Annotated in this window: 19 protein-coding genes and 1 pseudogene; 7 read left to right on the top strand and 13 right to left on the bottom strand. The window is 72.7% G+C overall.

The genetic code is table 11. From position 1 onward, the window contains the following. Nucleotides 1–11: 11 nt before the first annotated feature. Nucleotides 12–977 carry a GlxA family transcriptional regulator gene (locus tag HEP85_RS04550; RefSeq protein ID WP_168526404.1) on the top strand — a complete coding sequence of 322 codons (966 nt, stop codon included), beginning with the start codon at nucleotides 12–14 and terminating at the stop codon, nucleotides 975–977. 77 nt (nucleotides 978–1,054) lie between these two features. Further along, entirely contained in the window at nucleotides 1,055–2,644 is a 1,590-nt protein-coding gene (locus HEP85_RS04555) for an alpha-amylase family glycosyl hydrolase (protein WP_168526406.1), read from the top strand. Between the two features lie 71 nt (nucleotides 2,645–2,715). On the opposite strand, the gene HEP85_RS04560 is transcribed toward HEP85_RS04555, so the two are convergent. From HEP85_RS04560 to HEP85_RS04575, 4 genes are all read right to left on the bottom strand, one after another. Continuing rightward, nucleotides 2,716–3,981: an RNA polymerase sigma factor gene (locus HEP85_RS04560; protein WP_168526408.1), complete on the bottom strand. Its 1,266-nt coding sequence runs from the start codon at nucleotides 3,979–3,981 to the stop codon at nucleotides 2,716–2,718. Beyond that, complete coding sequence (locus HEP85_RS04565; protein WP_168526410.1) at nucleotides 3,978–4,319, bottom strand: YciI family protein; 342 nt, start codon at nucleotides 4,317–4,319, stop codon at nucleotides 3,978–3,980. Before HEP85_RS04565 ends, HEP85_RS04560 begins: the two co-directional genes overlap by 4 nt. Then, nucleotides 4,316–5,065, bottom strand: a complete 750-nt coding sequence (locus tag HEP85_RS04570; RefSeq protein ID WP_168526412.1) for a nuclear transport factor 2 family protein — start codon at nucleotides 5,063–5,065, stop codon at nucleotides 4,316–4,318. The genes HEP85_RS04565 and HEP85_RS04570 overlap by 4 nt, the downstream gene beginning before the upstream one ends. Before the next feature lie 156 nt (nucleotides 5,066–5,221). Next, nucleotides 5,222–6,475, bottom strand: a complete 1,254-nt coding sequence (locus tag HEP85_RS04575) for a cytochrome P450 (protein WP_168526414.1) — start codon at nucleotides 6,473–6,475, stop codon at nucleotides 5,222–5,224. A gap of 270 nt (nucleotides 6,476–6,745) precedes the next feature. On the opposite strand from HEP85_RS04575, the gene HEP85_RS04580 reads away from it, so the two are divergent. From HEP85_RS04580 to HEP85_RS04590, 3 genes and pseudogenes are all read left to right on the top strand, one after another. After that, nucleotides 6,746–7,588, top strand: a complete 843-nt coding sequence (locus HEP85_RS04580) for a bifunctional 2-polyprenyl-6-hydroxyphenol methylase/3-demethylubiquinol 3-O-methyltransferase UbiG (protein WP_168533333.1) — start codon at nucleotides 6,746–6,748, stop codon at nucleotides 7,586–7,588. 303 nt (nucleotides 7,589–7,891) lie between these two features. Next, nucleotides 7,892–9,034 (top strand): transcription termination factor Rho, encoded by a 1,143-nt coding sequence (gene rho, locus HEP85_RS04585; protein WP_168526416.1) that lies wholly within the window; start codon nucleotides 7,892–7,894, stop codon nucleotides 9,032–9,034. A 99-nt stretch (nucleotides 9,035–9,133) separates the two neighbouring features. Beyond that, nucleotides 9,134–10,030: pseudogene (locus tag HEP85_RS04590) on the top strand (D-alanyl-D-alanine carboxypeptidase family protein); the annotation flags it as partial. Nucleotides 10,031–10,041: 11 nt separating this feature from the next. On the opposite strand, the gene HEP85_RS04595 reads toward HEP85_RS04590, so the two are convergent. From HEP85_RS04595 to HEP85_RS04630, 8 genes are all read right to left on the bottom strand, one after another. Then, nucleotides 10,042–11,430, bottom strand: coding sequence for a glycosyltransferase 87 family protein (locus tag HEP85_RS04595; protein WP_369657590.1), 1,389 nt, complete (start codon nucleotides 11,428–11,430; stop codon nucleotides 10,042–10,044). Next, nucleotides 11,427–12,836, bottom strand: coding sequence for a polyprenol phosphomannose-dependent alpha 1,6 mannosyltransferase MptB (gene mptB, locus HEP85_RS04600; protein ID WP_329525520.1), 1,410 nt, complete (start codon nucleotides 12,834–12,836; stop codon nucleotides 11,427–11,429). Before mptB ends, HEP85_RS04595 begins: the two co-directional genes overlap by 4 nt. A gap of 170 nt (nucleotides 12,837–13,006) precedes the next feature. Continuing rightward, nucleotides 13,007–13,948 carry a glutaminase gene (locus tag HEP85_RS04605; RefSeq protein ID WP_168526420.1) on the bottom strand — a complete coding sequence of 314 codons (942 nt, stop codon included), beginning with the start codon at nucleotides 13,946–13,948 and terminating at the stop codon, nucleotides 13,007–13,009. A 281-nt stretch (nucleotides 13,949–14,229) separates the two neighbouring features. After that, on the bottom strand, nucleotides 14,230–15,066 hold the full coding sequence (locus HEP85_RS04610) for an undecaprenyl-diphosphate phosphatase (protein WP_168526422.1): 837 nt from the start codon (nucleotides 15,064–15,066) through the stop codon (nucleotides 14,230–14,232). Between the two features lie 71 nt (nucleotides 15,067–15,137). Continuing rightward, the gene (gene crcB / locus HEP85_RS04615; RefSeq protein ID WP_168526424.1) at nucleotides 15,138–15,512 is read right to left on the bottom strand and encodes a fluoride efflux transporter CrcB; all 375 of its coding nucleotides are present in this window, start codon (nucleotides 15,510–15,512) and stop codon (nucleotides 15,138–15,140) included. A gap of 2 nt (nucleotides 15,513–15,514) precedes the next feature. Further along, nucleotides 15,515–15,889 (bottom strand): DUF190 domain-containing protein, encoded by a 375-nt coding sequence (locus tag HEP85_RS04620; RefSeq protein WP_168526426.1) that lies wholly within the window; start codon nucleotides 15,887–15,889, stop codon nucleotides 15,515–15,517. Beyond that, on the bottom strand, nucleotides 15,886–16,362 hold the full coding sequence (crcB, locus tag HEP85_RS04625; protein WP_168526428.1) for a fluoride efflux transporter CrcB: 477 nt from the start codon (nucleotides 16,360–16,362) through the stop codon (nucleotides 15,886–15,888). Before crcB (HEP85_RS04625) ends, HEP85_RS04620 begins: the two co-directional genes overlap by 4 nt. Before the next feature lie 178 nt (nucleotides 16,363–16,540). Next, complete coding sequence (locus HEP85_RS04630) at nucleotides 16,541–17,527, bottom strand: SMP-30/gluconolactonase/LRE family protein (protein ID WP_168526430.1); 987 nt, start codon at nucleotides 17,525–17,527, stop codon at nucleotides 16,541–16,543. 243 nt (nucleotides 17,528–17,770) lie between these two features. On the opposite strand from HEP85_RS04630, the gene HEP85_RS04635 reads away from it, so the two are divergent. Together HEP85_RS04635 and HEP85_RS04640 are read left to right on the top strand one after the other, a co-directional pair. Further along, nucleotides 17,771–18,124, top strand: a complete 354-nt coding sequence (locus HEP85_RS04635) for a VOC family protein (RefSeq protein ID WP_168526432.1) — start codon at nucleotides 17,771–17,773, stop codon at nucleotides 18,122–18,124. A gap of 83 nt (nucleotides 18,125–18,207) precedes the next feature. Continuing rightward, the gene (locus tag HEP85_RS04640; RefSeq protein WP_168526434.1) at nucleotides 18,208–18,603 is read left to right on the top strand and encodes a MarR family winged helix-turn-helix transcriptional regulator; all 396 of its coding nucleotides are present in this window, start codon (nucleotides 18,208–18,210) and stop codon (nucleotides 18,601–18,603) included. Between the two features lie 56 nt (nucleotides 18,604–18,659). On the opposite strand, the gene HEP85_RS04645 is transcribed toward HEP85_RS04640, so the two are convergent. Beyond that, nucleotides 18,660–19,772: a hypothetical protein gene (locus HEP85_RS04645; protein WP_168526436.1), complete on the bottom strand. Its 1,113-nt coding sequence runs from the start codon at nucleotides 19,770–19,772 to the stop codon at nucleotides 18,660–18,662. Nucleotides 19,773–19,786: the final 14 nt, after the last annotated feature.

Here is a 19,786-nt window from a genome sequence, read left to right on the forward strand (position 1 = left end):
GGAACGGGACCGTGACCCTCGCCCCGCACCGCGTCGTGATCCTCGTCTACGACGGGGTCAAACTGCTGGACGTCGCCGGCCCCGCCGAAGTATTCGCGGAAGCAAATAGACTGGGTGCCGACTACCGCGTCGCCCTGGTGTCGACGACCGGTGCCGACGTCGCCTCGTCGATCGGCATACGGGTCGCCGTCGACGGCGACCCCACCTCCGAGCCTGCCCCCGACACGTTCGTGATGCCAGGCGGGGACATCTACCCGAGAACGCCCGTGACACGCGATCTGGTCGAGGCCGCGGGGGCTCTGGCGGTCCGTTCCGGCCGGGTGGCGTCCGTCTGCTCAGGGGCGTTCGTCCTCGGTGCCGCGGGCCTCCTGGACGGCAAGCGTGCGACCACCCACTGGAAGGTCGCGGGGGAACTCGCCGCCCGGTGCCCGAAGACCCGCGTCGAACCCGACTCCATCTACGTTCGCGACGGCACCACGTACACCTCGGCGGGCGTCAGCGCCGGCATCGATCTGGCGCTGGCACTCGTCGAGGAGGACCACGGCCCCGACCTGAGCCGGGACGTCGCCCGCGCCCTGGTGGTCTATCTGCAACGGGCGGGTGGCCAGTCACAGTTCTCCGCGCCCCTTCAGGGCCCCCCGCCCCGGTCCCCGGCCCTGCGCAGCGTTGTCGACCTGGTGAGGGGTGATCCTGGCGGCAACCACTCCCTCGATGAACTCGCCCGGCACCTCAACCTCAGCTCACGCCATCTGACACGGCTGTTCCGGGAGGAGATGTCCACGACACCGGCCCGGTACGTCGAGTCGATCCGGTTCGACATCGCGAAGGCTCTGCTCGACCAGGGCCACACCGCGACGCGGGCGGCGGCCCTGGCCGGATTTCCCGGATACGAGAGTCTCCGGCGGGTCTTCGCCCGGGAGTTGTCCATCAGCCCCGCGGCCTACCAGCGCCGCTTCGGCACCGCCCGCCGCGCATAGAACCCCACGAGACGATCTCTCCGGGCCGGCCGCTCAGGGGCAGCGCCTGCCCGGTGCGCTGGCCTAAGGTCCCTTTCATGACTTCGTTCCGTCCCGCCCCCGGCTGGCTGGCCGACGCCGTCTTCTACCAGATCTACCCGCAGTCCTTCGCCGACTCGAACGGCGACGGCATCGGTGACTTCCACGGGATCACCGAGCGCCTCGACCACCTCGCGTGGCTGGGCGTCAACACCGTGTGGCTCAACCCCTGCTTCGTGTCGCCGTTCCGCGACGCCGGATACGACGTCTCCGACCACCTGGCCGTGGCCCCCCGCCACGGCTCCGCCGACGACCTCGCCGAGCTGGTGGACCAGGCGGGCCGGCGCGGCATCCGGGTTCTGCTGGACCTGGTCGCCGGGCACACCTCCGACGAGCACCCGTGGTTCACGGCCGCCGCCGACGACCCGGCCGACGACCGCTACATCTGGGCGCCCGAGGGCCGCCCGGACGGCTTCGTCCCCTCCCCCGGCACGCGGCCGGGCGCGTATCTCCCCAACTTCTTCGCCTTCCAGCCCGCCCTCAACTTCGGCTACGCGCGCGGGAATCCGGCGGAGCCATGGCGCGGCCCGGTGGACGCCGAGGGCCCGCGCGCCAACCGGGCGGCGCTGCGTACGATCATGGATCACTGGCTGGGCCTCGGCCTGTCCGGCTTCCGTGTCGACATGGCCGCGTCGCTCGTCAAGGACGACCCCGGGCGGCGCGAAACAGCCGCAGTCTGGGGCGAGTTGCGCCACTGGCTGGACGACGCGCATCCGGACGCGGTGCTGCTCTCGGAGTGGGGCGAGCCGGAGGTCTCCGTTCCCGCGGGCTTCCACGCCGACTTCTTCCTGCAGTTCGGCGGCGACACCGACGGGCTCGCGCTGCGGTCGCTGTGGAGCAACGGCACGGGGACGGTCAACGAGGCCTGGGACCCGCTCGACTGCTTCTTCGACCCGAGCGGCCTGGGCTCGCCCGAGCCCTTCGTCGAGGCCTGGCGCCGGGCGTCCGGCACACTCGGCGCGAGCGGCTTCATCTCCCTGCCCACCGCCAACCACGACTTCTCCCGCCTCAACTGCGGTCCCCGCACGGCGGAACAACTGCCGGTCGCCTTCGCCTTCCAGCTCACCTGGCCGACACTCCCGGCGATCTACTACGGCGACGAGATCGGTATGCGCTACGTCCCTGACCTGCCCGACAAGGAGGGCAGTGTGCTCGGCCCGCGCTACAACCGCGCGGGTTCGCGTACCCCGATGCAGTGGGACGACGGCCCGAACGCCGGCTTCTCCACCGCTCCGGCGGACCGCCTCTACCTTCCCCTCGACCCGTCACCGACCCGTCCCAGCGTCGCCGCGCAGCGCGCCGACGAGAACTCGCTCCTGCACCTCGTCCGCCGCCTCATCGCCCTGCGCTCCGCCGCACCGGAGCTCGGCCCGGACGGCTCGGTGCAGGTGCTGCACTCCGGATATCCCTTCGTCCACCTGCGGGGCGGCCGCTATCTCGTGGTCCTCAACCCGGCGCGGAACGGTGTGAGTTGCACGCTCGACGGGGTCCGTGGCGCCCGGCCGCTGGAGACCGCCGGTGTCCGCCTCGACGGCTCCTCCGTCACCGCCGACGGTTTCGCGTACGGGGTCTTCGAACTCGACAGGTGAGCCGTGGGCCCCCGGCCGGGCCCCGGTCGCGAGGGGACCCGCGGTCGGGGCGGAGCGCCGTCGAACCCGGGCTACCCGGATCGGCACTCCGCGAGGCGCCTCTCCAGAAAGCGCCGCTCGGCCTCGTTCTCGACCAGTTCCAGCGCCCTGGCGTACGCCTCGGCCGCCTCCGCCGTACGCCCCGTCCTGCGCAGCAGGTCCGCCCGGGTGGCGGCCAGCAGGTGGTATCCGTCCAGCTCGCCCGTCCGCTCCAGTTCCGCCACCAGCGCCAGCCCCGCCGCCGGGCCCTCGGCCATGCCCACCGCCACCGCACGGTTGAGCCGCACCACCGCGGAGGGCACGAGACGCGCCAACTCCCCGTACAGCGCGGCGATGTCGGCCCAGTCCGTCTCCCCGGCCGTCGCGGCGGTGGTGTGGCAGGCGGCGATGGCGGCCTGGATCTGGTACGGCCCCGGACGCCCACGGCGCAGGGCGGTCTCCAACAGGGCGGCGCCCTCGTCGATCGCGGCCCGGTCCCACGCCGTACGGTCCTGGTCCTCCAGCGTCACCAGTTCACCGGCCGCGTCCACCCGGGTGGCCCGGCGGGAGTCGTGCAGCAGCAACAGCGCCAGCAGGCCGAGCACTTCGGGTTCGTCGGGCATGAGCAGGGCCAGCACACGGGCGAGACGGACCGCCTCCGCGCACAGGCTCGCCCGCACCAGATCCGCTCCGGACGTGGCGGCGTACCCCTCGTTGAAGAGCAGGTAGACCACGCCGAGGACGCCGGTGGTGCGCTCGGGCAGCAGATGCGCGGGCGGAACACGGTAGGGGATCCCCGCGTTGCGGATCTTCCGCTTGGCCCGCACCAGCCGCTGTGCCATCGTCGCCTCGGGGACGAGGAAGGCGCGGGCGATCTCGGACGTGGTCAGCCCGGCCAGCGTCCGGAGGGTGAGGGCCACCCGGGCCTCGATGGGCAGCGCGGGGTGACAGCAGGTGAAGATCAGCCGCAGCCGGTCGTCCACCACTCCGCCGCCGTCTTCGTGTTCCGGGTCGTACGGTCCCTCGTGCCGCGCCAGCACCGCCACCTCCCGCAGTTTCTCCGCACCCACCGCCTCCCGGCGCAGCACGTCCAGGGCGCGATGGCGCGCGGTCGTGGTCAGCCAGGCTCCGGGGCGGCGCGGAACCCCGTCGCGCCGCCACCGGTCCAGGGCCTGGGCGAAGGCGTCCTGCGCGCACTCCTCGGCGAGGTCCCAGTCGCCGGTCACCCGGATCAGGGTGGCGACGACCTGGCCCCATTCCTCGCGGAAGGCCGAGGCGACCGCGCCCTCGACGTCCCCCGCTCCCGGATTCCCGTTCACTCCCAGACCGGCCGTACCTCCACCGAGCCGCCGGCCAGCGCCGCCGGGTGCCGGGACGCGAGCGCGATGGCCTCGTCGAGGTCGGCCACTTCGATGATGTCGATGCCCGCGACGTACTCCTTCGACTCCAGGAACGGCCCGTCGCTGAGCAGGACCTCGTCGCCCTGGACACGGACGGTCGTGGCGTCGGTGGACGGCCGCAGCCGCGCGCCGCCCTTGACCAGGTCGCGGCTGCGCACCTCCTCGATGTAGGAGGTGAAGCGGGGGTCGTCGGCGATCTCCTCGGGGCTCAGCTCCTCACCGCCGACAGGGGTGCAGATGAACAGGACGTACTTCATGACCGGCCCTCCTCGTTCCGTGTGACGGCGGATGCGTCGCCCGGGACCGACATGTGCTGGTGGACGATCTGCCAGCGGTCGCCGGCCAGCCGGTAGCCGGTGGTCACCCGCTCCGTGGTGTCCAGTTTCCCGCCGTCGGCGAGCGCGGCGCGCGTCCGTACGAGCGCGTGGCCGAACGCGATGCTCTCGTCGACCCGGATCCGGAGGTCGAGCACCTCGCGCTCGACCGGTCCGGCCACCCCGGAGAACCAGAGCTCCACCGCCTTGCGCAGGGCTCCGGCCCCGCTCTGTTCCCCAGCGCTGACGGGATGGAAGACCTCGACGTCCGGCGCGTAGCAGGCCATCGCCCGGTCGACGTCGTGGTCGCGGACGGCGGCGGTCACTTCCGCGTCGAGCCGGCGGATCTCCCCTTCGGCGTCCTCGTCCTCCCAGAACGCGCGGACCTCCATGGCGCCGACGGACGCGACGGGGTGCTTCGCGGCCGCCTCGACGGCCTCCTCCAGGGTGGCGCACTCCAGGATGTCGTACCCGGCGACGTACTCCTTCGTCTCCGCGAACGGTCCGTCGGTGCGCAGCACCTCGCCGCCGCGCACCCGTACGGTGACCGCGTCGGCGGGCAGACGCAGGCGGTGGCCGTGCAGCCGTACGCTTCGTTCGGCGCTCAGCTCCTCGACCCAGGGTTCGACGGGGGCCATGCCGGAGGCGTCGGCGGTGTCGTCACCGCAGACCAGCAGCATGTACTTCATGGTTCCTCCCGGTGCTCAAGAGCTTCTTACACCCCACCGACGAACGGCAGCGCGCCGAATCGACACGCCTCGCACATCTTTCGCGGACGGGGGGCGCACACGGCCTGCGTCCTACGGGGGGGGAGGCGCCCGATCCGCGGCGGGAGGAACGCCCGATCAGCCGCGAGGGGCGCCGAGCCGCACCGGAAGCGCCCGCACGCTGTTGCCGACGAAGCTGGAGTGGCGGACGAGCCCGGCCTCGGGCAGGGCCGGTTCGAGATCGGGGAAGCGGGCGAACAGCCGCTCCAGCGCGATCGTCGCCTCCATGCGCGCGAGCGGGGCGCCCAGGCAGTAGTGGGCGCCGTGCCCGAGGGAGAGATGACGGACGGCGTCGGGCCGGCCCGGCCGGGTGACGTCGAAACGCGCGGCGTCCGGACCGTGCACCGCCGGGTCCCGTCCCGCCGCCGAGTACCCGGCGAGCACCGGGGTGCCCCGGGGGATCACCGTGCCGTCGATCGTGAGGTCCCGGACCGGATAGCGGAAGGGGAAATAGCTGACGGGCGCGTCCCAGCGCAGTGTCTCCTCGACCACGTCCGCCCAGCTCACCTCGCCCTCGAGGACCATCCGCAGCTGATCCCGGTGGCCGCACAGCGCCCGTACGGCGTTGGTGAGGAGGTTGAGCGTGGTCTCGTGCCCGGCGATGATCATCAGCACCAGGGTGCCGATGAGTTCCTCCTGGCTGAGCCGGTCGCCGTCCTCGTCGCGGGCCGCGATCAGCGCACTGGTGAGATCGTCGCCCGGCCGCTCGCCCCGAGCGGCGGCCACGGCCGTCAGCACGGCCACCAGTTCGCGGTTGGCCGCGAGCGCCTTCTCGGGTCCGATGTCCGTGGCGACCACCTGGTTCGACAGCCGGTGCAGCCGTTCGCGGTGCTCGGCGTCGACCCCGAGCAGTTCGCCGATGACCCCCATCGGCAGCGGCATCGCGAAGTGCCGCCGCAGATCGGCCACACCGCCGTCCCGACCGGCCGCCCGGGCCAGGTCGTCCAGCAGCTCGGCCGTCAACTCCTCGATCCGGGGCCGTAGTTCTTCCACCCGGCGTGCGGTGAACGCCTTGCTCACCAGTGACCGCAGCCGCCGGTGGTCGTCGCCGTCCGCGGTCGTCATCCCCCGCACGGTGGCGAAGGTCGCGAGCGGCCAGCCCGGCGCGATCCGGTCCTCCCGCAGCGCGGTGAAGTGCGTGGCTCCCTTGGCGACTTCGGGGTGCGCGAGGAAATCCCTCAAGGCCGCGTGGCCGAGCACGGCCATGCCGTCCACCTCGCCGGGCAGCACGACCGCGGCGACGGCGCCCCGCTCCAGGAGCCGCGCGTTGTCGGCGTGCGGGCAGCCGCCGGCCGGGTCCATACGGTGCGGCGTGCGGGGCGAGGTGTCCACCGGTTCTCCTGACCACGACGGGAGGGACGGATGTCGTACGACGTGCGGTTCCGCGCAGATCGTACGGTCAACGAGAGGCGCTCGACGACTGGTTGGGCCACATCTTCCGGCCGTCGTGGCGGGCTCACCTGGAGTCCGGGCGGTTCCCGCCGGGCGGGGGTCTCCGGCGCGCGGCTCGTCCTTGGCGCACGGCCGGTTCCGGCGACGCGGGCGTTCCTCCCACCGACCGCCCTCCGCGCACGGTTGGATGGAGCCATGACCGAAGAGCCCATGACCGACGAGCACACGCGGATGATGCGGGCCAACCAGGCCAACTGGGACGCGCGGACCCCCGTTCACCTCGCCAGCCACTTCTACGGGCTGCACCAGAGACTCGACCCCGCCCGCTGGTTCGCCGCCTTCGAGTGGGAGGACCTCGGCGAGCTGTCCGGCCGCGATCTGCTCCATCTCCAGTGCCACCTGGGCACCGAGACGATCGCCCTGGCCGAGCGGGGCGCACACGCCGTGGGGCTCGACATCTCCGAGGCCTCCGTGACGGCCGCGGCCGGCATCGCCGCACGGGCGGGCGCGGACGTCACCTACGTACGGGCCAACGTGTACGACGCCGTCGAGGCCCTGGAGGGGCGCCGGTTCGACGTGATCTACACCGGCAAGGGCGCCCTGTGCTATCTGCCCGACCTGGACCGCTGGGCGGCGGTCATCTCCCACCTGCTGCGCCCGGAGGGGCGGTTGTACATCGCCGAGTTCCACCCCCTGCTCAACTCGCTGGGCCCCAAACCGGCGCCGGGCGACGACGGCCGACTGCTGCTGCGCCACGACTACCTGGGCGGCCGCGACGCCGTGCACCGGGACGCCACGTACACGTACACGGACGGACCCGCCGTGCGGGGTTCGACCGACAGCTACGAGTGGATGCACGGGCTGGGCGACGTCGTCAACGCGCTGATCGGAGCGGGGTTCGACATCCGGCGGCTGCGGGAGAGCGACGAACTGCCCTGGCCGCGCTGGCCGCAGATGACCCGTACACCGTCCGGCTGGTGGCGGCTGCCGGAGAGCGAGCCACGCATCCCGCTGCTCTACGGCCTGCTCGCCGGACACCGCACCGCGGACTGATGTACGCCGAAGCGCACTGAGGCACACCTCACAGCGACATCTGGCCGTCAGGTGGTACAGTGCGTACAGCACTTGTGTACGCCCCGTCCCGGGCGCCGGTGCCGATCTTCCTTCTTCTCGCTGACCCGCCCGTCGTGTCCGACCGGCCGTCAGCTTCCTCGTACCACCTTCCGAGCACGCCCAGGCGTGGCTCCTCAGGTGGTCTCCCCGCCGTACGGAGGCGTGAGCACACCGCCTCCCCCCGGCACCTCCCCTTCCCTTCCTCATGACCTCATGAACCCGTCCTCGAAAGGACCCCCTCTCATGACCACCACACTCGAACACCCTCCCGTACGACAGCACCTCCCGGCCCGCACCGCCGGTGTCCTCGACATCGCCCCGGGCGGCCAGGGATACCTGCGCGGCACCGGCACCTGCCTGCCCACATCGGCCGACGTCCAGGTGTCCGCCGCGCTGATCCGCCGTCACGGCCTGCGCAAGGGCGACACCGTCGAAGGCGTACGCGGCGGCCCCCGCGCCCTCACCGAGGTCGAACGGATCAACGGCCGGGCACCGGAGGAACTGCGGCGCCGCCCCCACTTCCGCGACCTCACCCCGCTGCACCCCCGCGAACGCCTCCGCCTGGAACACCCGGCGAGCGGTATGGCCGGACGCGTCATGGACCTCGTCTCGCCCGTCGGAAAGGGCCAGCGCGGACTGATCGTCGCCCCGCCCAAGACCGGCAAGACGGTACTGCTCCAGCAGATCGCCGCCGCCGTCGCGGGCAACCATCCCCAATGCCGTCTGATGGTGGTCCTGCTCGACGAGCGGCCCGAAGAAGTGACCGACATGCGGCGCTCCGTCCGGGGCGAGGTCTACGCCTCGACCTTCGACCAGACGCCGAAGCAGCACATCGCGCTCGCGGAACTCGTCGTCGAACGTGCCAAGCGCCTCGTCGAACAGGGCGAGGACGTCGTCATCCTGATGGACTCCCTCACCCGGCTGTGCCGGGCCCACAACAACGCGGCCGCCGCCGGTGGCCGCACCCTCAGCGGCGGCGTCGACGCGGCCGCGCTGCACGGCCCCAAGAAGCTCTTCGGCGCCGCGCGTCTCGCCGAGGAGGGCGGCTCGCTCACCATCCTGGCCACCGCCCTGGTCGAGACCGGCTCCCGCGCCGACGACTTCTTCTTCGAGGAGCTCAAGGGCACCGGCAACATGGAGCTGCGCCTCGACCGCCTGACCGCCTCCCGGCGGATCTTCCCGGCCGTCGACGTCACTCCGTCCGGCACCCGGCGCGAGGAACTCCTGCTGGCCCCGAACGAGTTGTCGGCCGTGCGCGGGCTGCGACGCGCCCTGCAGACCCGGGACAGCCAGGCCGCCCTGGAGACCCTCCTGGAGCGGATGCGCGCCACCCCGGACAACGCGGCCTTCCTGCGCCAGGTCCAGCCCACCCTTCCCACCGCCTGACCCCTCCCGGACGCGTTCGCGTGCGGCATCCGGGTGCTCGATCCGCTCGCTCGGGCCCGGCATCCCCGCGCAGAGCGACTCCGTTCCTACGTTTTCGGTATGACTATCGGATTCGCACCCTGGGCTGCTGTCTCTCGCGCCGTCTCCTGCTCCGTCGTCTGCGTGGTCGGCGCGCTGGCCCTCGCCCCGGGCCCGGCCCTGGCGCACTCGGGCTCCGGCCGGAGTCCCGCTCCGGGCCTGTCGAGCCCCAAACCCTCCGAACCGCCGTCACTCCAGGCACCCGGAACCCGGGTACTGCCACGGGCCGGGGCGCCCACGGTCCCCGACGTCTCCGCGCTCTCGTGGCTGGTGGCCGACGCCCGGACCGGTGACGTGCTCGCGGCGCACAACGCGCACCGCCGACTCGCGCCCGCCAGCACCCTCAAGACCCTGTTCGCGCTGACCGTGCTCCCGACGCTGCCCGGCACCGTCCGGCACACCGTCAAGGGGGCCGAGTTGCAGGGCATCGGGGAAGGCAGCAGCCTGGTGGGCGTCGCCGCGGGGCGCACCTACCGGGTCGCCGACCTGTGGCGCGGCGTCTTCCTCAACTCCGGCAGCGACGCCGTGCACGTGCTGGCCGCGATGAACGGCGGCTGGCAGAAGACCGCCGACCAGATGCAGGCCAAGGCCCGCGAGCTGGGCGCCCGCGACACCGAAGTCGTCTCGCCCGACGGCTACGACACACCCGGTCAGGTCTCGTCGGCGTACGACCTCGCCGTCTTCGGACGGGCCGGACTGCTCAACCCGGAGTTCGCGCGGTACTGCTCCACCGCCCAGGCCACCTTCCCGGGCGCCGACTTCCCGTACCGGATCGAGAACACCAACCGGCTGCTGACCGGAGCCGACGGGGTGGAGCCGTACCCGGGCCTGCTCGGGGTCAAGAACGGCTACACCACCAAGGCGGGCAACACGCTCGTCGCGGCCGCGCGACAGGGCGGCCGCACCCTCGTGGTCACGGTGATGAACCCTCAGGCGGGCGGCGGGTTGACGGTGTACGAGGAGGCGCGGGCGCTGCTCGACTGGGGCTTCGCGTCCGCCGGGCACGTCGATCCCGTCGGGTCGATCCTCGAGGCCCGGACCCCCGCGCTGCCGAGGCCGGCCGCGCCCGCGCCTCCCACGCTCCCGGAGAACGACGGCGCCGACGTCGGCTGGCCGGAGACGGCCGGGATCATGGGCGCGGCCGGACTCGGCGCGGGCGGAGTGGCCTTCGCCCTGCGGCTCAAGAACGGGCGGGCCGGCCGCGGCTGACCCACCGGCAGCCACAGCAGCAGGCCCAGCGTGATCCACGTATAGGCGTTGCTGCCCAGGAATCCGTCGAGGCCGGAGGCGTCGTCGAACCACAGCCACACCACGCTGCTGCACAGGACCGCGTACAGCACGGCCGCGACCCGCGTACGGCGCCGGTGCAGCAGCACGGCGAAGGACGGCAGCAGCCAGACCAGGTGGTGCACCCAGGTGATCGGACTGACCAGGCAGGCGGCGAGCCCGGTGAGGGCGAACGCGGCCGTCCAGTCCTCGTCCGAGACGGCCCGCGAGGTCCGCCACGCCCACACGCTCAGGGCCAGCAGGACCGCCGTCGCCCAGGCGGCCCGGCTCGGTTCGCCCGGTGCCGCGAGCCGGGCCAGGACGCCCTGGAGCGACTGGTTGGAGACGTAGTCGAGACGTCCGATGCGGCCGGTGTCCCACAGCGCCTCGGTCCAGTACACACGCGACGGGCCCGGCGCCACCCACGCCGCCAGGGCGGTGGCGCCCGCGGTGACGGCCGTCGCGACCCCGGCCGCCCGCCAGCGCCGCGCGAGCAGCAGCAGGCCGATGAAGATCGCGGGGGTGAGTTTGACGGCCGCGGCCAGTCCGATGCCGACGCCCGCCCGGCGGCCCCGGCCGGTGGACAGCAGCCAGGCGTCGCTCAGCACGAGGGCCAGCAGCAGCAGGTTCACCTGTCCGAAGCTGAAGGTGTCGCGGACGGGCTCGAACAGGGCGAGCGCGCAGCCGGCGAGGGCGAAGCCGAACCAGCCGTAGCGGCGCAGCGCCGGCCCGACGAGGATCCACACCACGGCGGCCAGCGCCACGAGGTTGAGGAGCAGCGCGAGCGCGATCGCCGTGCGCTCTCCCACCAGTGCCATCGGCAGCATGGTGAGGGCCGCGAACGGCGGATAGGTGAAGCCGTACGTCGTCCCCGGCAGCAGGTAGTCGTAGATGCCGCCGCCCTGATGGGTCCAGGCGTCGACGGTGCCGTAGTACACGCGCAGGTCGAACCAGTCGCGCAGCAGCGGCACGGTGGCGGTGAACACGGCCACGGCGGTGGCCAGTACGCAGACGAGGAGCAGCCGCCGGCCGCCGGTCTCCGGCGCCCTCACGCGGTCCCTCCCAGCATCGGGGGCCGCGGCCCGGTCACAGCCGCCTGACGGGCCTGCCAGAGGACGACGAGGGCGAGCGCTCCGCCGGAGACGGCCAGTACCACCTGGCCGACGTCCGCGGGCGCTCCGCTCGGCAGCACGGCGAGCGCGAGCACTCCGCTGGCGGCCGCGACGCGGTGGCGCACCGTACCGCTCGGTGCCGCCGCGGCGATGAGGAACAGGCCCCACAGGGCGTACCAGGGGCGGATCGCCGGTCCGAACACGGCGACCGCGCCCAGGCTGAGCCCCAGCGCGTAGATGGGGCCCGGCCGCAGGCGCAGCCAGATGAACAGGACGACGAGCACGGTCACGACCAGTCCGGTCGCGTGCCAGGCGGGCATGGCGAGCGGTGCGAGGCCGCTGCCGAGGTCCCCCAGCACGGCGGCGGTGCCCCGGCCGAGCAGGCTGGTGAGCGACCAGTTGTGCGGGGAGACCGGGGTCTTCAGGGCGGCTATCCAGCCGTATCCGGTCCCGGCGGCCGCGGTGGCCGCGACGGTGGTGGCGAGCGCGACGCCCGCGGTGGTCAGGACGGTCCGCACCGCGCCGTGCCGCCCGCGCAGTGCCACGACCGCCAGCAGGCCGAGCACGGCGGGTGCCTTGACCAGGGCGGCGAGGGTGATGAGGACGACGCCCACGACGTGCCACCGGCCGCGTGCGGCGACCAGGCCGACCCCGAGCAGCCCGAGCATGATGGCGTCGTTGTGCGCGCCGGCGACCAGGTGCAGCAGGACGAGCGGGTTGAGCGCGCCGAGCCACAGCGCCGCGGCCGGATCGGCACCGCTGTGCCGGGCCAGCCGGGGCAGCGCCGCCGCCATCAGCGCGACACCGAGCAGGGCGACCAGGCGCATGCCGAGCAGTCCGGCCGGTATCTCGCCGCGGGTCAGGCCGGACAGCGCGGAGGCGACGGCGAGGAACACCGGGCCGTACGGCGTGGTGGTCTGCTGCCACACCGGTGCCACCTCGTCGGCGAGCGGGCCGCCGAGTTGTGCGGGCCCGTGCGCGTAGACGTCGATGTGCGCGTCGACCATGGCGCCCTGGGCGAGATAGCTGTACACGTCCCTGCTGAACAGCGGCGGGGCGAGCAGCAGCGGGGCCGCCCACGCGGCCAGCACGAGCAGCAGGGCGCGCGGGGTGGGCGGTTCGGGGCCGCGCACGACCGTGCCGAGCAGTGCCCACGCGGCGATCAGCAGGACGACGCCGAAATACACCCCGACCAGCCCGAGTACCGCGCGGCTGGAGCCGGGGGCGAGGAGGTCGTGCGCGGGCAGGGCGCCGGCCGTCTCACCGCCCAGGGCGAGGAAGGCGGTGCCGGCCAGGCCCAGAGCCTGGCAGCGGCGGAGATCGACGGGGTAAGCCTTGGCCAACACTTGGGAAGCGTGTCAAGGGCGGGTGGCCGGAAAGCGACGTGATGCCCTCCGGGCGGGGGCGGTCGAGTTACCTCCGCGTGGCGTGCGGGTGCGCCGGGGCCGTCGCGGGGTTTCCCGTCTCTTTCCGGAGCGGGCGGGGGTGCCGTTCTCGCGGGCCGCGCCGCCGGTACTCAGAACACCGACAGTCCGGTCAGTGTGGTGAAGCGGTCCAGGGCCGCCACCCCGGCGACCGAGTTCCCCCGCTCGTCCAGGCCCGGTCCCCAGACGCACAGGGTGCAGCGGCCCGGGACCACCGCGATGATGCCGCCGCCGACGCCGCTCTTGCCGGGCAGGCCGACCCGGTAGGCGAACTCGCCGGCCGCGTCGTAGGTGCCGCAGGTGAGCATCACCGCGTTGACCTGTTTGGCCTGGCTGCGGGTGAGCAGCCGGGAGCCGTCCGCCCGGATGCCGTGCCGGGCCAGGAAGCCGGTGGCGAGCGCGAGGTCGGCGCAGGACGCCTCGATCGAGCACTGCCGGAAGTACTGGTCGAGGAGGACGGGCACCGGGTTGTCGATGTTGCCGTACGACGCCATGAAGTGGCCGAGGGCCGCGTTGCGGTCGCCGTGCCGGGCCTCCGAGGCGGCCACGTCCTTGTCGAAGGTGAGGGCGGCGTTGCCGCTCTCGGCGCGCAGGAACCCGAGCAGGGCGCCCGCCGCGTCGCCGGTCCGGGTCTGCAGCCGGTCGGTGACGACGAGGGCACCGGCGTTGATGAAGGGGTTGCGCGGGATGCCGTTCTCGTATTCCAGCTGCACCAGCGAGTTGAAGGGGTTGCCCGAGGGCTCGCGGCCCACGTGCTCCCACAGCTCGTCGCCCTCGCGGGCCAGGTCGAGGGCGAGGGTGAAGACCTTGGTGATGGACTGGGTGGAGAACGGCTGCCGCCAGTCCCCGACCCCGTACACCGTGCCGTCGAGCTCCGCCACGGCCATGCCGAAGCGCCGGGGGTCGCAGGCGGCCAGCGCCGGGATGTAGTCGGCGGGCCGTCCGCGGCCGGGTGTCTGTTCGATCTCGGTGGCGATGCGTTCCAGGACCGGCAGGAACGTCGGGGACGACAGCGACGCGGACATGATCACCATTGTGCCGCCCCGCCGGTCCGGATGCTCATCCGGCTCGGGCCGCCCGCGACGGGCGCGGCCCGCGACCGGCTCCGGCCTGGCGTGGCCGCCGGCCGAGCGGCGGGCAACGGCCCTTTCCCGGGCCGAGTCCGGTGGCGCTCTGTCCGGTGGCGCTCTGTCCGGTGGCGCCCTGTCCGGTGGCGAGGCCTCCGTGGCGCCGCCTTCGTGGCGCCGCCTTCGCGGCACCGCCTTCGGGGCATGAGGTCACGGAGATGACGGCGCGACCTCACGCCCCGCGGTGGTCAGCTGCTGAGGGTGCCCGTCGCGAGCAGTCCGAGCAGCGCCACCCCGATCACGATGCGGTAGATCACGAAGGCGTTGAAGGAGTGCTTGGCGACGAACTTCAGCAGCCAGGCGATCGAGCCGTAGGCGACCACGAACGACACGATCGTGCCGACGGCCAGCGGCGCGGCTCCGACCCCGGTGCCCAGGGCGTCCTTCAGCTCGTAGATCCCGGCGCCGGTCAGCGCCGGGATGCCGAGGAAGAAGGAGAGCCGGGTCGCGGCCACCCGGTCCAGGTCGAGGATGAGCGCGGTCGACATCGTGGCGCCGGAGCGCGAGAAGCCCGGGAAGAGCAGCGCCAGGATCTGCGAACTGCCCACCAGCATCGCGTCCTTGAACGAGGTGTCGTCCTCGCCGCGCTTGTGCCGGCCCATCTGGTCGGCCGCCCACATCACACCACTGCCGACGATCAGTGAGGCCGCGACCACCCACAGCGAGGCCAGCGGCCCCTCGATGAGCGGCTTCGCGGCGAGGCCGACGACCACGATCGGGATGGTCGCGTAGATCACCCACCAGGCGAACTTGTAGTCGTGATGGTGACGCTCCTCCTTGTCGCGCAGTCCGAGCCCCCAGGCGGAGACGATCCGCACGATGTCCTTGAAGAAGTACACGAGCACGGCGGCGATGGCGCCGACCTGGATGACCGCGGAGAACCCGACGACGGCGTCGTCGTCGACGGGGATGTTCATCAGCCCCTCGGTGATCTTGAGATGGCCGGTGGAGGAGACGGGGAGGAACTCGGTCACTCCCTCGACGACTCCGAGGACGACGGCCTGACCGACGTTGATGACGCTCATGGAATCCAGTTCTGAGGAGTTGGTCGACAGTGCTGTAGACAGTCTTACTATGCCCGGGTCACACGCAAGGTCTAGGCCCACACGGCTTGCGCGAACGAAACCCCCGCGAATGCCGCGCCGAGCCCGGCCGCCACGCTCACGATCACGTTCGCCGCAGCGTAGAACCCCGCTCCGGTCTCGGTCAGCCGTAGTGTCTCGTACGAGAACGTGGAGTACGTGGTCAGTGCCCCGCACAGACCGGTACCGAGGAACAGCTGAAGGTGTTGGCCCGCCGCGCCCGCCGTGACCGCGCCGGTCAGCAGGCCGAGAACCAGGCAGCCGACCACGTTGACCGTGAAGGTGCCCCACGGGAAGACGGTGTCGTGCCGGGTCTGCACCGCACGGTCGGTCAGGTAGCGCAGGGGTGCGCCGAGCATTCCGCCGACGATCACCAGCAGCCAGTTCACAACTACTTCTTACCCTCCCTGCCCGTTTCGCCGGACTCGGCGTCGCGGCCCGTGTACCGGACGACCTCACAGTCGTCGAGGATCACCAGCCCCTCCCCGACGAGTTCGTCGAGCTGCGGGAGGAAGGCGCGGACGCGTTCCTCGGTGTCCACGATGACGATCGCCACCGGAAGATCCTCGCTCAGCGACAGCAGCCGCGAGGTGTGGATCAGCGAGGAGGCGCCGAAGCCCTCGATCCCACGGAAGACGCTGGCGCCTGCCAGGCCCGCCGCGCGGGCGCGGTGCACGATCTCCGTGTAGAGCGGCCTGTGGTGCCAGACGTCGTTCTCGCCGATGAAGATCGTCACACGTAGGGCGCTGCCGGTCAGCCGGGTCATCGCCGCCTCCCCGCCAGCGCGCGGCGGGTCACCGTGACCGCGAGCCATACCGCCGTGAGCGCCGCGATCAGGGTCGCCGCGAGATAGGCGAACCCGGTCACGGGGTGACCCTCGTCGAGAAGTCCCCGGATGTCGACGGCGTAGGTCGAGAAGGTGGTGAATCCGCCGAGCACCCCGGTGCCGAAGAAGGGCCGCACCAGGCGGTGGGCCGCCCACACGTCGGTGATGACGACCATGAAGACGCCGATCAGGGCGCAGCCGGCGACGTTCACCCAGAACGTGGTCCAGGGGAAGCCGCCGGTCTCCACCGGCCACAGCCGGGCCGCCCCGTACCGGGCGGTGGCGCCGAGCGCTCCGCCGAGCGCGACCATCGCCACCACCGGCCCCTGGCCGTCCCAGGAGGACGCGCGACGGGCGGGCGGACCTACGGGAGCGTCGGGGGTGCCGACTCGCTCGGGGTGCGGGACTGTCATGGACGTACTTCTCCTACTCGCCGGGCCTCAGGGGGCACACGTCATCGCAAGTAGGGACCGTTGGCGGCGGCCGAGCCGCGGTTCGGGTACGGCGGGCCCCACCGCCGCGCCGCGACGCAAGATCGCGGCCGGTGAACAGCGTACCGCCGGTGACGGTGGCCCCGCACACCCGGATCGGTCACGGATGGCCGGCGTCCGGCGGCAGGTCGCAGACCGCGATCCCCCGCTCCCAGATGCTTCCCAGGACCAGGCGGCCGTCCGCCACGCACACGCTGGTGACCATGCGGAACCGTGCGTGGCGGCGCTCCAGACGGTGGACGACGCGGCCCTCGTCGTCAACCGCGAGGACCCCGGTGGTGCTCGGCGGCCGGAACGGCGCGCGCACCGCGACACGGGCCGCCGCGTGCCGCAGGGCGGGACCGCGGCGGTGCAGGAGTTCCAGGGCGGGGACGCGGGGCCCGGCCAGGGCCACCCAGATCGGGCCGCCGGGCTCGCGCCAGAGGTTGTCCGGCTGTCCCGGCAGATCCTCGGCGAGGGTGTCGGCACGGCCCGCGGCCGGTCCGGTGAGCCGGACCCGGGTCAGACGCCGGGCGCCGGTCTCCGCGACGACGAGAAAGGACTCGTCGGCGGCCGGCGCGAGACCGTTGGCGAACTGCAGGCCCTCCAGGACCACCTCGGGTTCCGTGGCGCCGGGCGCCAGACGCAGCAGCATGCCCGTGCCGGTGTGTTCGACCAGATCCCCGATCCACCGGTCGAGCGGGTACCTGCGGCTGGAGACGGTGAAGTAGACGGTGCCGTCCGAGAGCGCGATCACGTTGCTGCAGAAGCGCAGGGGTGTGCCGGCCACCGTGTCCGCGAGGACCCGGACGGCGCCGTCGTGGACACGGACGCCGAGCAGCCCCCGGCGGGCGTCGCAGACCAGCAGGTCACCGTCCGGGAGAAGTTCGAGCCCGAGGGGCCGGCCTCCGGTCCGCGCGATCACCTGGACCCTGGTGCGAGCGGGGTCGGCGAGTCCCTCGACACGCAGGACGCGGCCGTCCTCGACGGCGGTGAGGATCCGGCCGTGCGGGTCGGCGACCACGTCCTCGGGGCCGTGGCCGCCGAGGGACACGCAGTGGCGCGGTACGAGGGCCGTGGGGCGGGCGGACTTCGGAGAGTGCGTCATGTCCGCCTCCGTACCCCCGCCGGCCCTTCTCCAACAGACGCCGGACCTCGGCGGCGCGGTACTCGGCGCGTCACCGCACCGTGCGCGGTCCGCGCGGTGCGGCCCGGAGCGGACGGATCGCCGCGAGGGGGACCGAGGTGGTCAGGATTCGAGAAGCCGTCGGGCGGTCCCCCGTCCTAGCGTGGAGGAGCCGGCGCGGTCCGTCGGCCGAACAGCAACGAGACACATCACCAGGGAGTCGCCATGACCGCCGGCCTGAAGACCATCGTCTACCCCGTCAAGGACCTCGCACGGGCGAAGGCCCTGTTCAGCGGACTGCTCGGGGTGGAACCTTACGCGGACACCGCGTACTACGTCGGGTTCAAGGACGCCGGCCAGGACGTGGGGCTCGACCCCAACGGTCACGCCAAGGGAATGACCGGACCGGTTCCGTTCTGGCACGTCGACGACATCCGGGCCACCCTCGCCGGGCTTCTGGAGGCCGGGGCCGAGACGCTGCAGGACGTCCAGGACGTGGGCGGCGGCAGGCTGATCGCCTCGGTCAAGGACCCGGACGGCAACCTCGTCGGGCTCCTCCAGGACGCCCCCGGCGCATAGCACCGGGCGGGCCCCGCCCGTAAAGATGCAACCGCACTGGTTGCACGCTCAACGAACAGTGGCGGCTCTGTTACCGTGCAGACATGGCAGCGAACACGGCGGATGAGGTCCGGCTCGAGGACCGGTGGCGGGACATCCTGTCGGTGCACGCGCGCACGATGTGCGAGATCGACCGCGCGCTGCATCCGCACGGTCTGGGCGCCAGCGACTTCGAGGTGCTGGACATCCTCGCCTCCGGGGAGCTCTCGCACGCGGGCGAACAGTGCCGGGTGCAGAACATCGCCGACCGTGTCCATCTGAGCCAGAGCGCCCTGTCCCGCCTGATCGGGCGGCTGGAGAAGGACGGACTGGTCCAGCGCACGGTGTGTGCGGAGGACCGGCGCGGAGTGTGGGTCGCGCTCACCCGCAAGGGCCGTGACCTGCACGCCGAGGTGCGCCCGCTGCAGCGCGCCGTCCTCGCCCGCATGCTGGCCGGCTGAGGGCCGCTCTTCGCGGACTCCCCCGTACACGGCCCGGACTACCCGGACCACCCGGACTACGGGGTGGCCCGGGGCGGCGCCGCGTCTCCGGCGCCCGGGCGGCGGTCCATCGGCCGGGCCGGCGGGATGGGCGTGGCGGCGAAGTCCCGCGGTCCGGTCCACAGCGCGGGGACCGCGTCGCCGCGGCGGCACAACTCGTACGCGATCGCCTCGTAGTTGACCCGCCAGCCGTTGAAGTGGGGCCACGCCTCCCGCGCCGTCCGCTCGGCGGGGAAGCCCGCCGCGCGCACCATGGACACCGCCGCGTCGAACTCCGCGAAGGACAGCTGGATCGGAGTGTCCGGGGCGGGGTCGGCGTCGTACGCGAAGCGCAGGGAGCGCGCGATGTCGCGCAGTGCGGTGAAGCCCGCGCGCAGGACCAGCCGGGCTTCGGGCGGGGCGCTGCCCGGGGTGAGGGCCAGGTGCAGGGCGGCCGCGTCCATGACGGAGACCAGACCGACGATCCAGCTGCGGTACGGCCGCGGGGAACGGAACGCCAGCAGGACCGGATACGTGGAGTGGCTCTCGCCGATGTCCGAGGCGAGCCGTTCCCAGGAGCGGTACAGCTCGGGGAGCGCGATCTCGGTGTCGACCAGCCACTGCCGGGCCAGGATCTCCGGCCCCCAGGCGGGTTCGCCGGCGCGCGACTGGAGCAGGGTCACCTCCAGTTCGCGGCGGTTGTAGGCCGCGTAAAGGGTGGGCAGGTAGGCGATCTGGAGGGCGATCACGACCGGTCCCGTGGCCGCCGCGAGGAAGTCGACGACGGACAGGTGCAGACGGTCACCGCTGGCGAAACCGAGCGTGAACAGGCTCGATCCGGCCTCTCGCACGGACTGGCTCCAGGTGAGCGCGGAGAGGGCGTGCAGCAGCAGTCCGAAGCCGAGCAGGGCACCGCCGAGCCAGCTCGCGAGCATGCCGACCAGCATGAGCGGGGCCAGCCAGGTCTGCGCGCGGTCGATGGCGTCGTAGCCGCCGCCGGGGGCCGCCAGGCGCAGGAGCCGACGCAGCCCGCGCCACCAGCGGATCACCAGCGAGGAGTAGAGCCCCCGCGGCACCACGAGGGTGCGCAGGATGCTGGCGAGCACCAGGACGAGAAGCAGCCCGCCGGCGACGCCCGAGATCCAGTTCATGCGGCCATTGTCAC

This window comes from Streptomyces sp. RPA4-2 (assembly GCF_012273515.2).
Lineage (GTDB): Bacteria > Actinomycetota > Actinomycetes > Streptomycetales > Streptomycetaceae > Streptomyces > Streptomyces kaempferi.

Bases quoted from the DNA above. Each gene is read 5' to 3' on its own strand.
- HEP85_RS04555 (WP_168526406.1), top strand. From the start codon at position 1,055: ATGACTTCGTTCCGTCCCGCCCCCGGCTGGCTGGCCGACGCCGTCTTC.
- HEP85_RS04565 (WP_168526410.1), bottom strand. From the start codon at position 4,319: ATGAAGTACGTCCTGTTCATCTGCACCCCTGTCGGCGGTGAGGAGCTG.
- HEP85_RS04570 (WP_168526412.1), bottom strand. From the start codon at position 5,065: ATGAAGTACATGCTGCTGGTCTGCGGTGACGACACCGCCGACGCCTCC.
- HEP85_RS04580 (WP_168533333.1), top strand. From the start codon at position 6,746: ATGACCGACGAGCACACGCGGATGATGCGGGCCAACCAGGCCAACTGG.
- rho (WP_168526416.1), top strand. From the start codon at position 7,892: ATGACCACCACACTCGAACACCCTCCCGTACGACAGCACCTCCCGGCC.
- HEP85_RS04605 (WP_168526420.1), bottom strand. From the start codon at position 13,948: ATGGTGATCATGTCCGCGTCGCTGTCGTCCCCGACGTTCCTGCCGGTC.
- HEP85_RS04610 (WP_168526422.1), bottom strand. From the start codon at position 15,066: ATGAGCGTCATCAACGTCGGTCAGGCCGTCGTCCTCGGAGTCGTCGAG.
- HEP85_RS04620 (WP_168526426.1), bottom strand. From the start codon at position 15,889: ATGACCCGGCTGACCGGCAGCGCCCTACGTGTGACGATCTTCATCGGC.
- crcB (WP_168526428.1), bottom strand. From the start codon at position 16,362: ATGACAGTCCCGCACCCCGAGCGAGTCGGCACCCCCGACGCTCCCGTA.
- HEP85_RS04630 (WP_168526430.1), bottom strand. From the start codon at position 17,527: ATGACGCACTCTCCGAAGTCCGCCCGCCCCACGGCCCTCGTACCGCGC.
- HEP85_RS04635 (WP_168526432.1), top strand. From the start codon at position 17,771: ATGACCGCCGGCCTGAAGACCATCGTCTACCCCGTCAAGGACCTCGCA.
- HEP85_RS04640 (WP_168526434.1), top strand. From the start codon at position 18,208: ATGGCAGCGAACACGGCGGATGAGGTCCGGCTCGAGGACCGGTGGCGG.
- HEP85_RS04645 (WP_168526436.1), bottom strand. From the start codon at position 19,772: ATGAACTGGATCTCGGGCGTCGCCGGCGGGCTGCTTCTCGTCCTGGTG.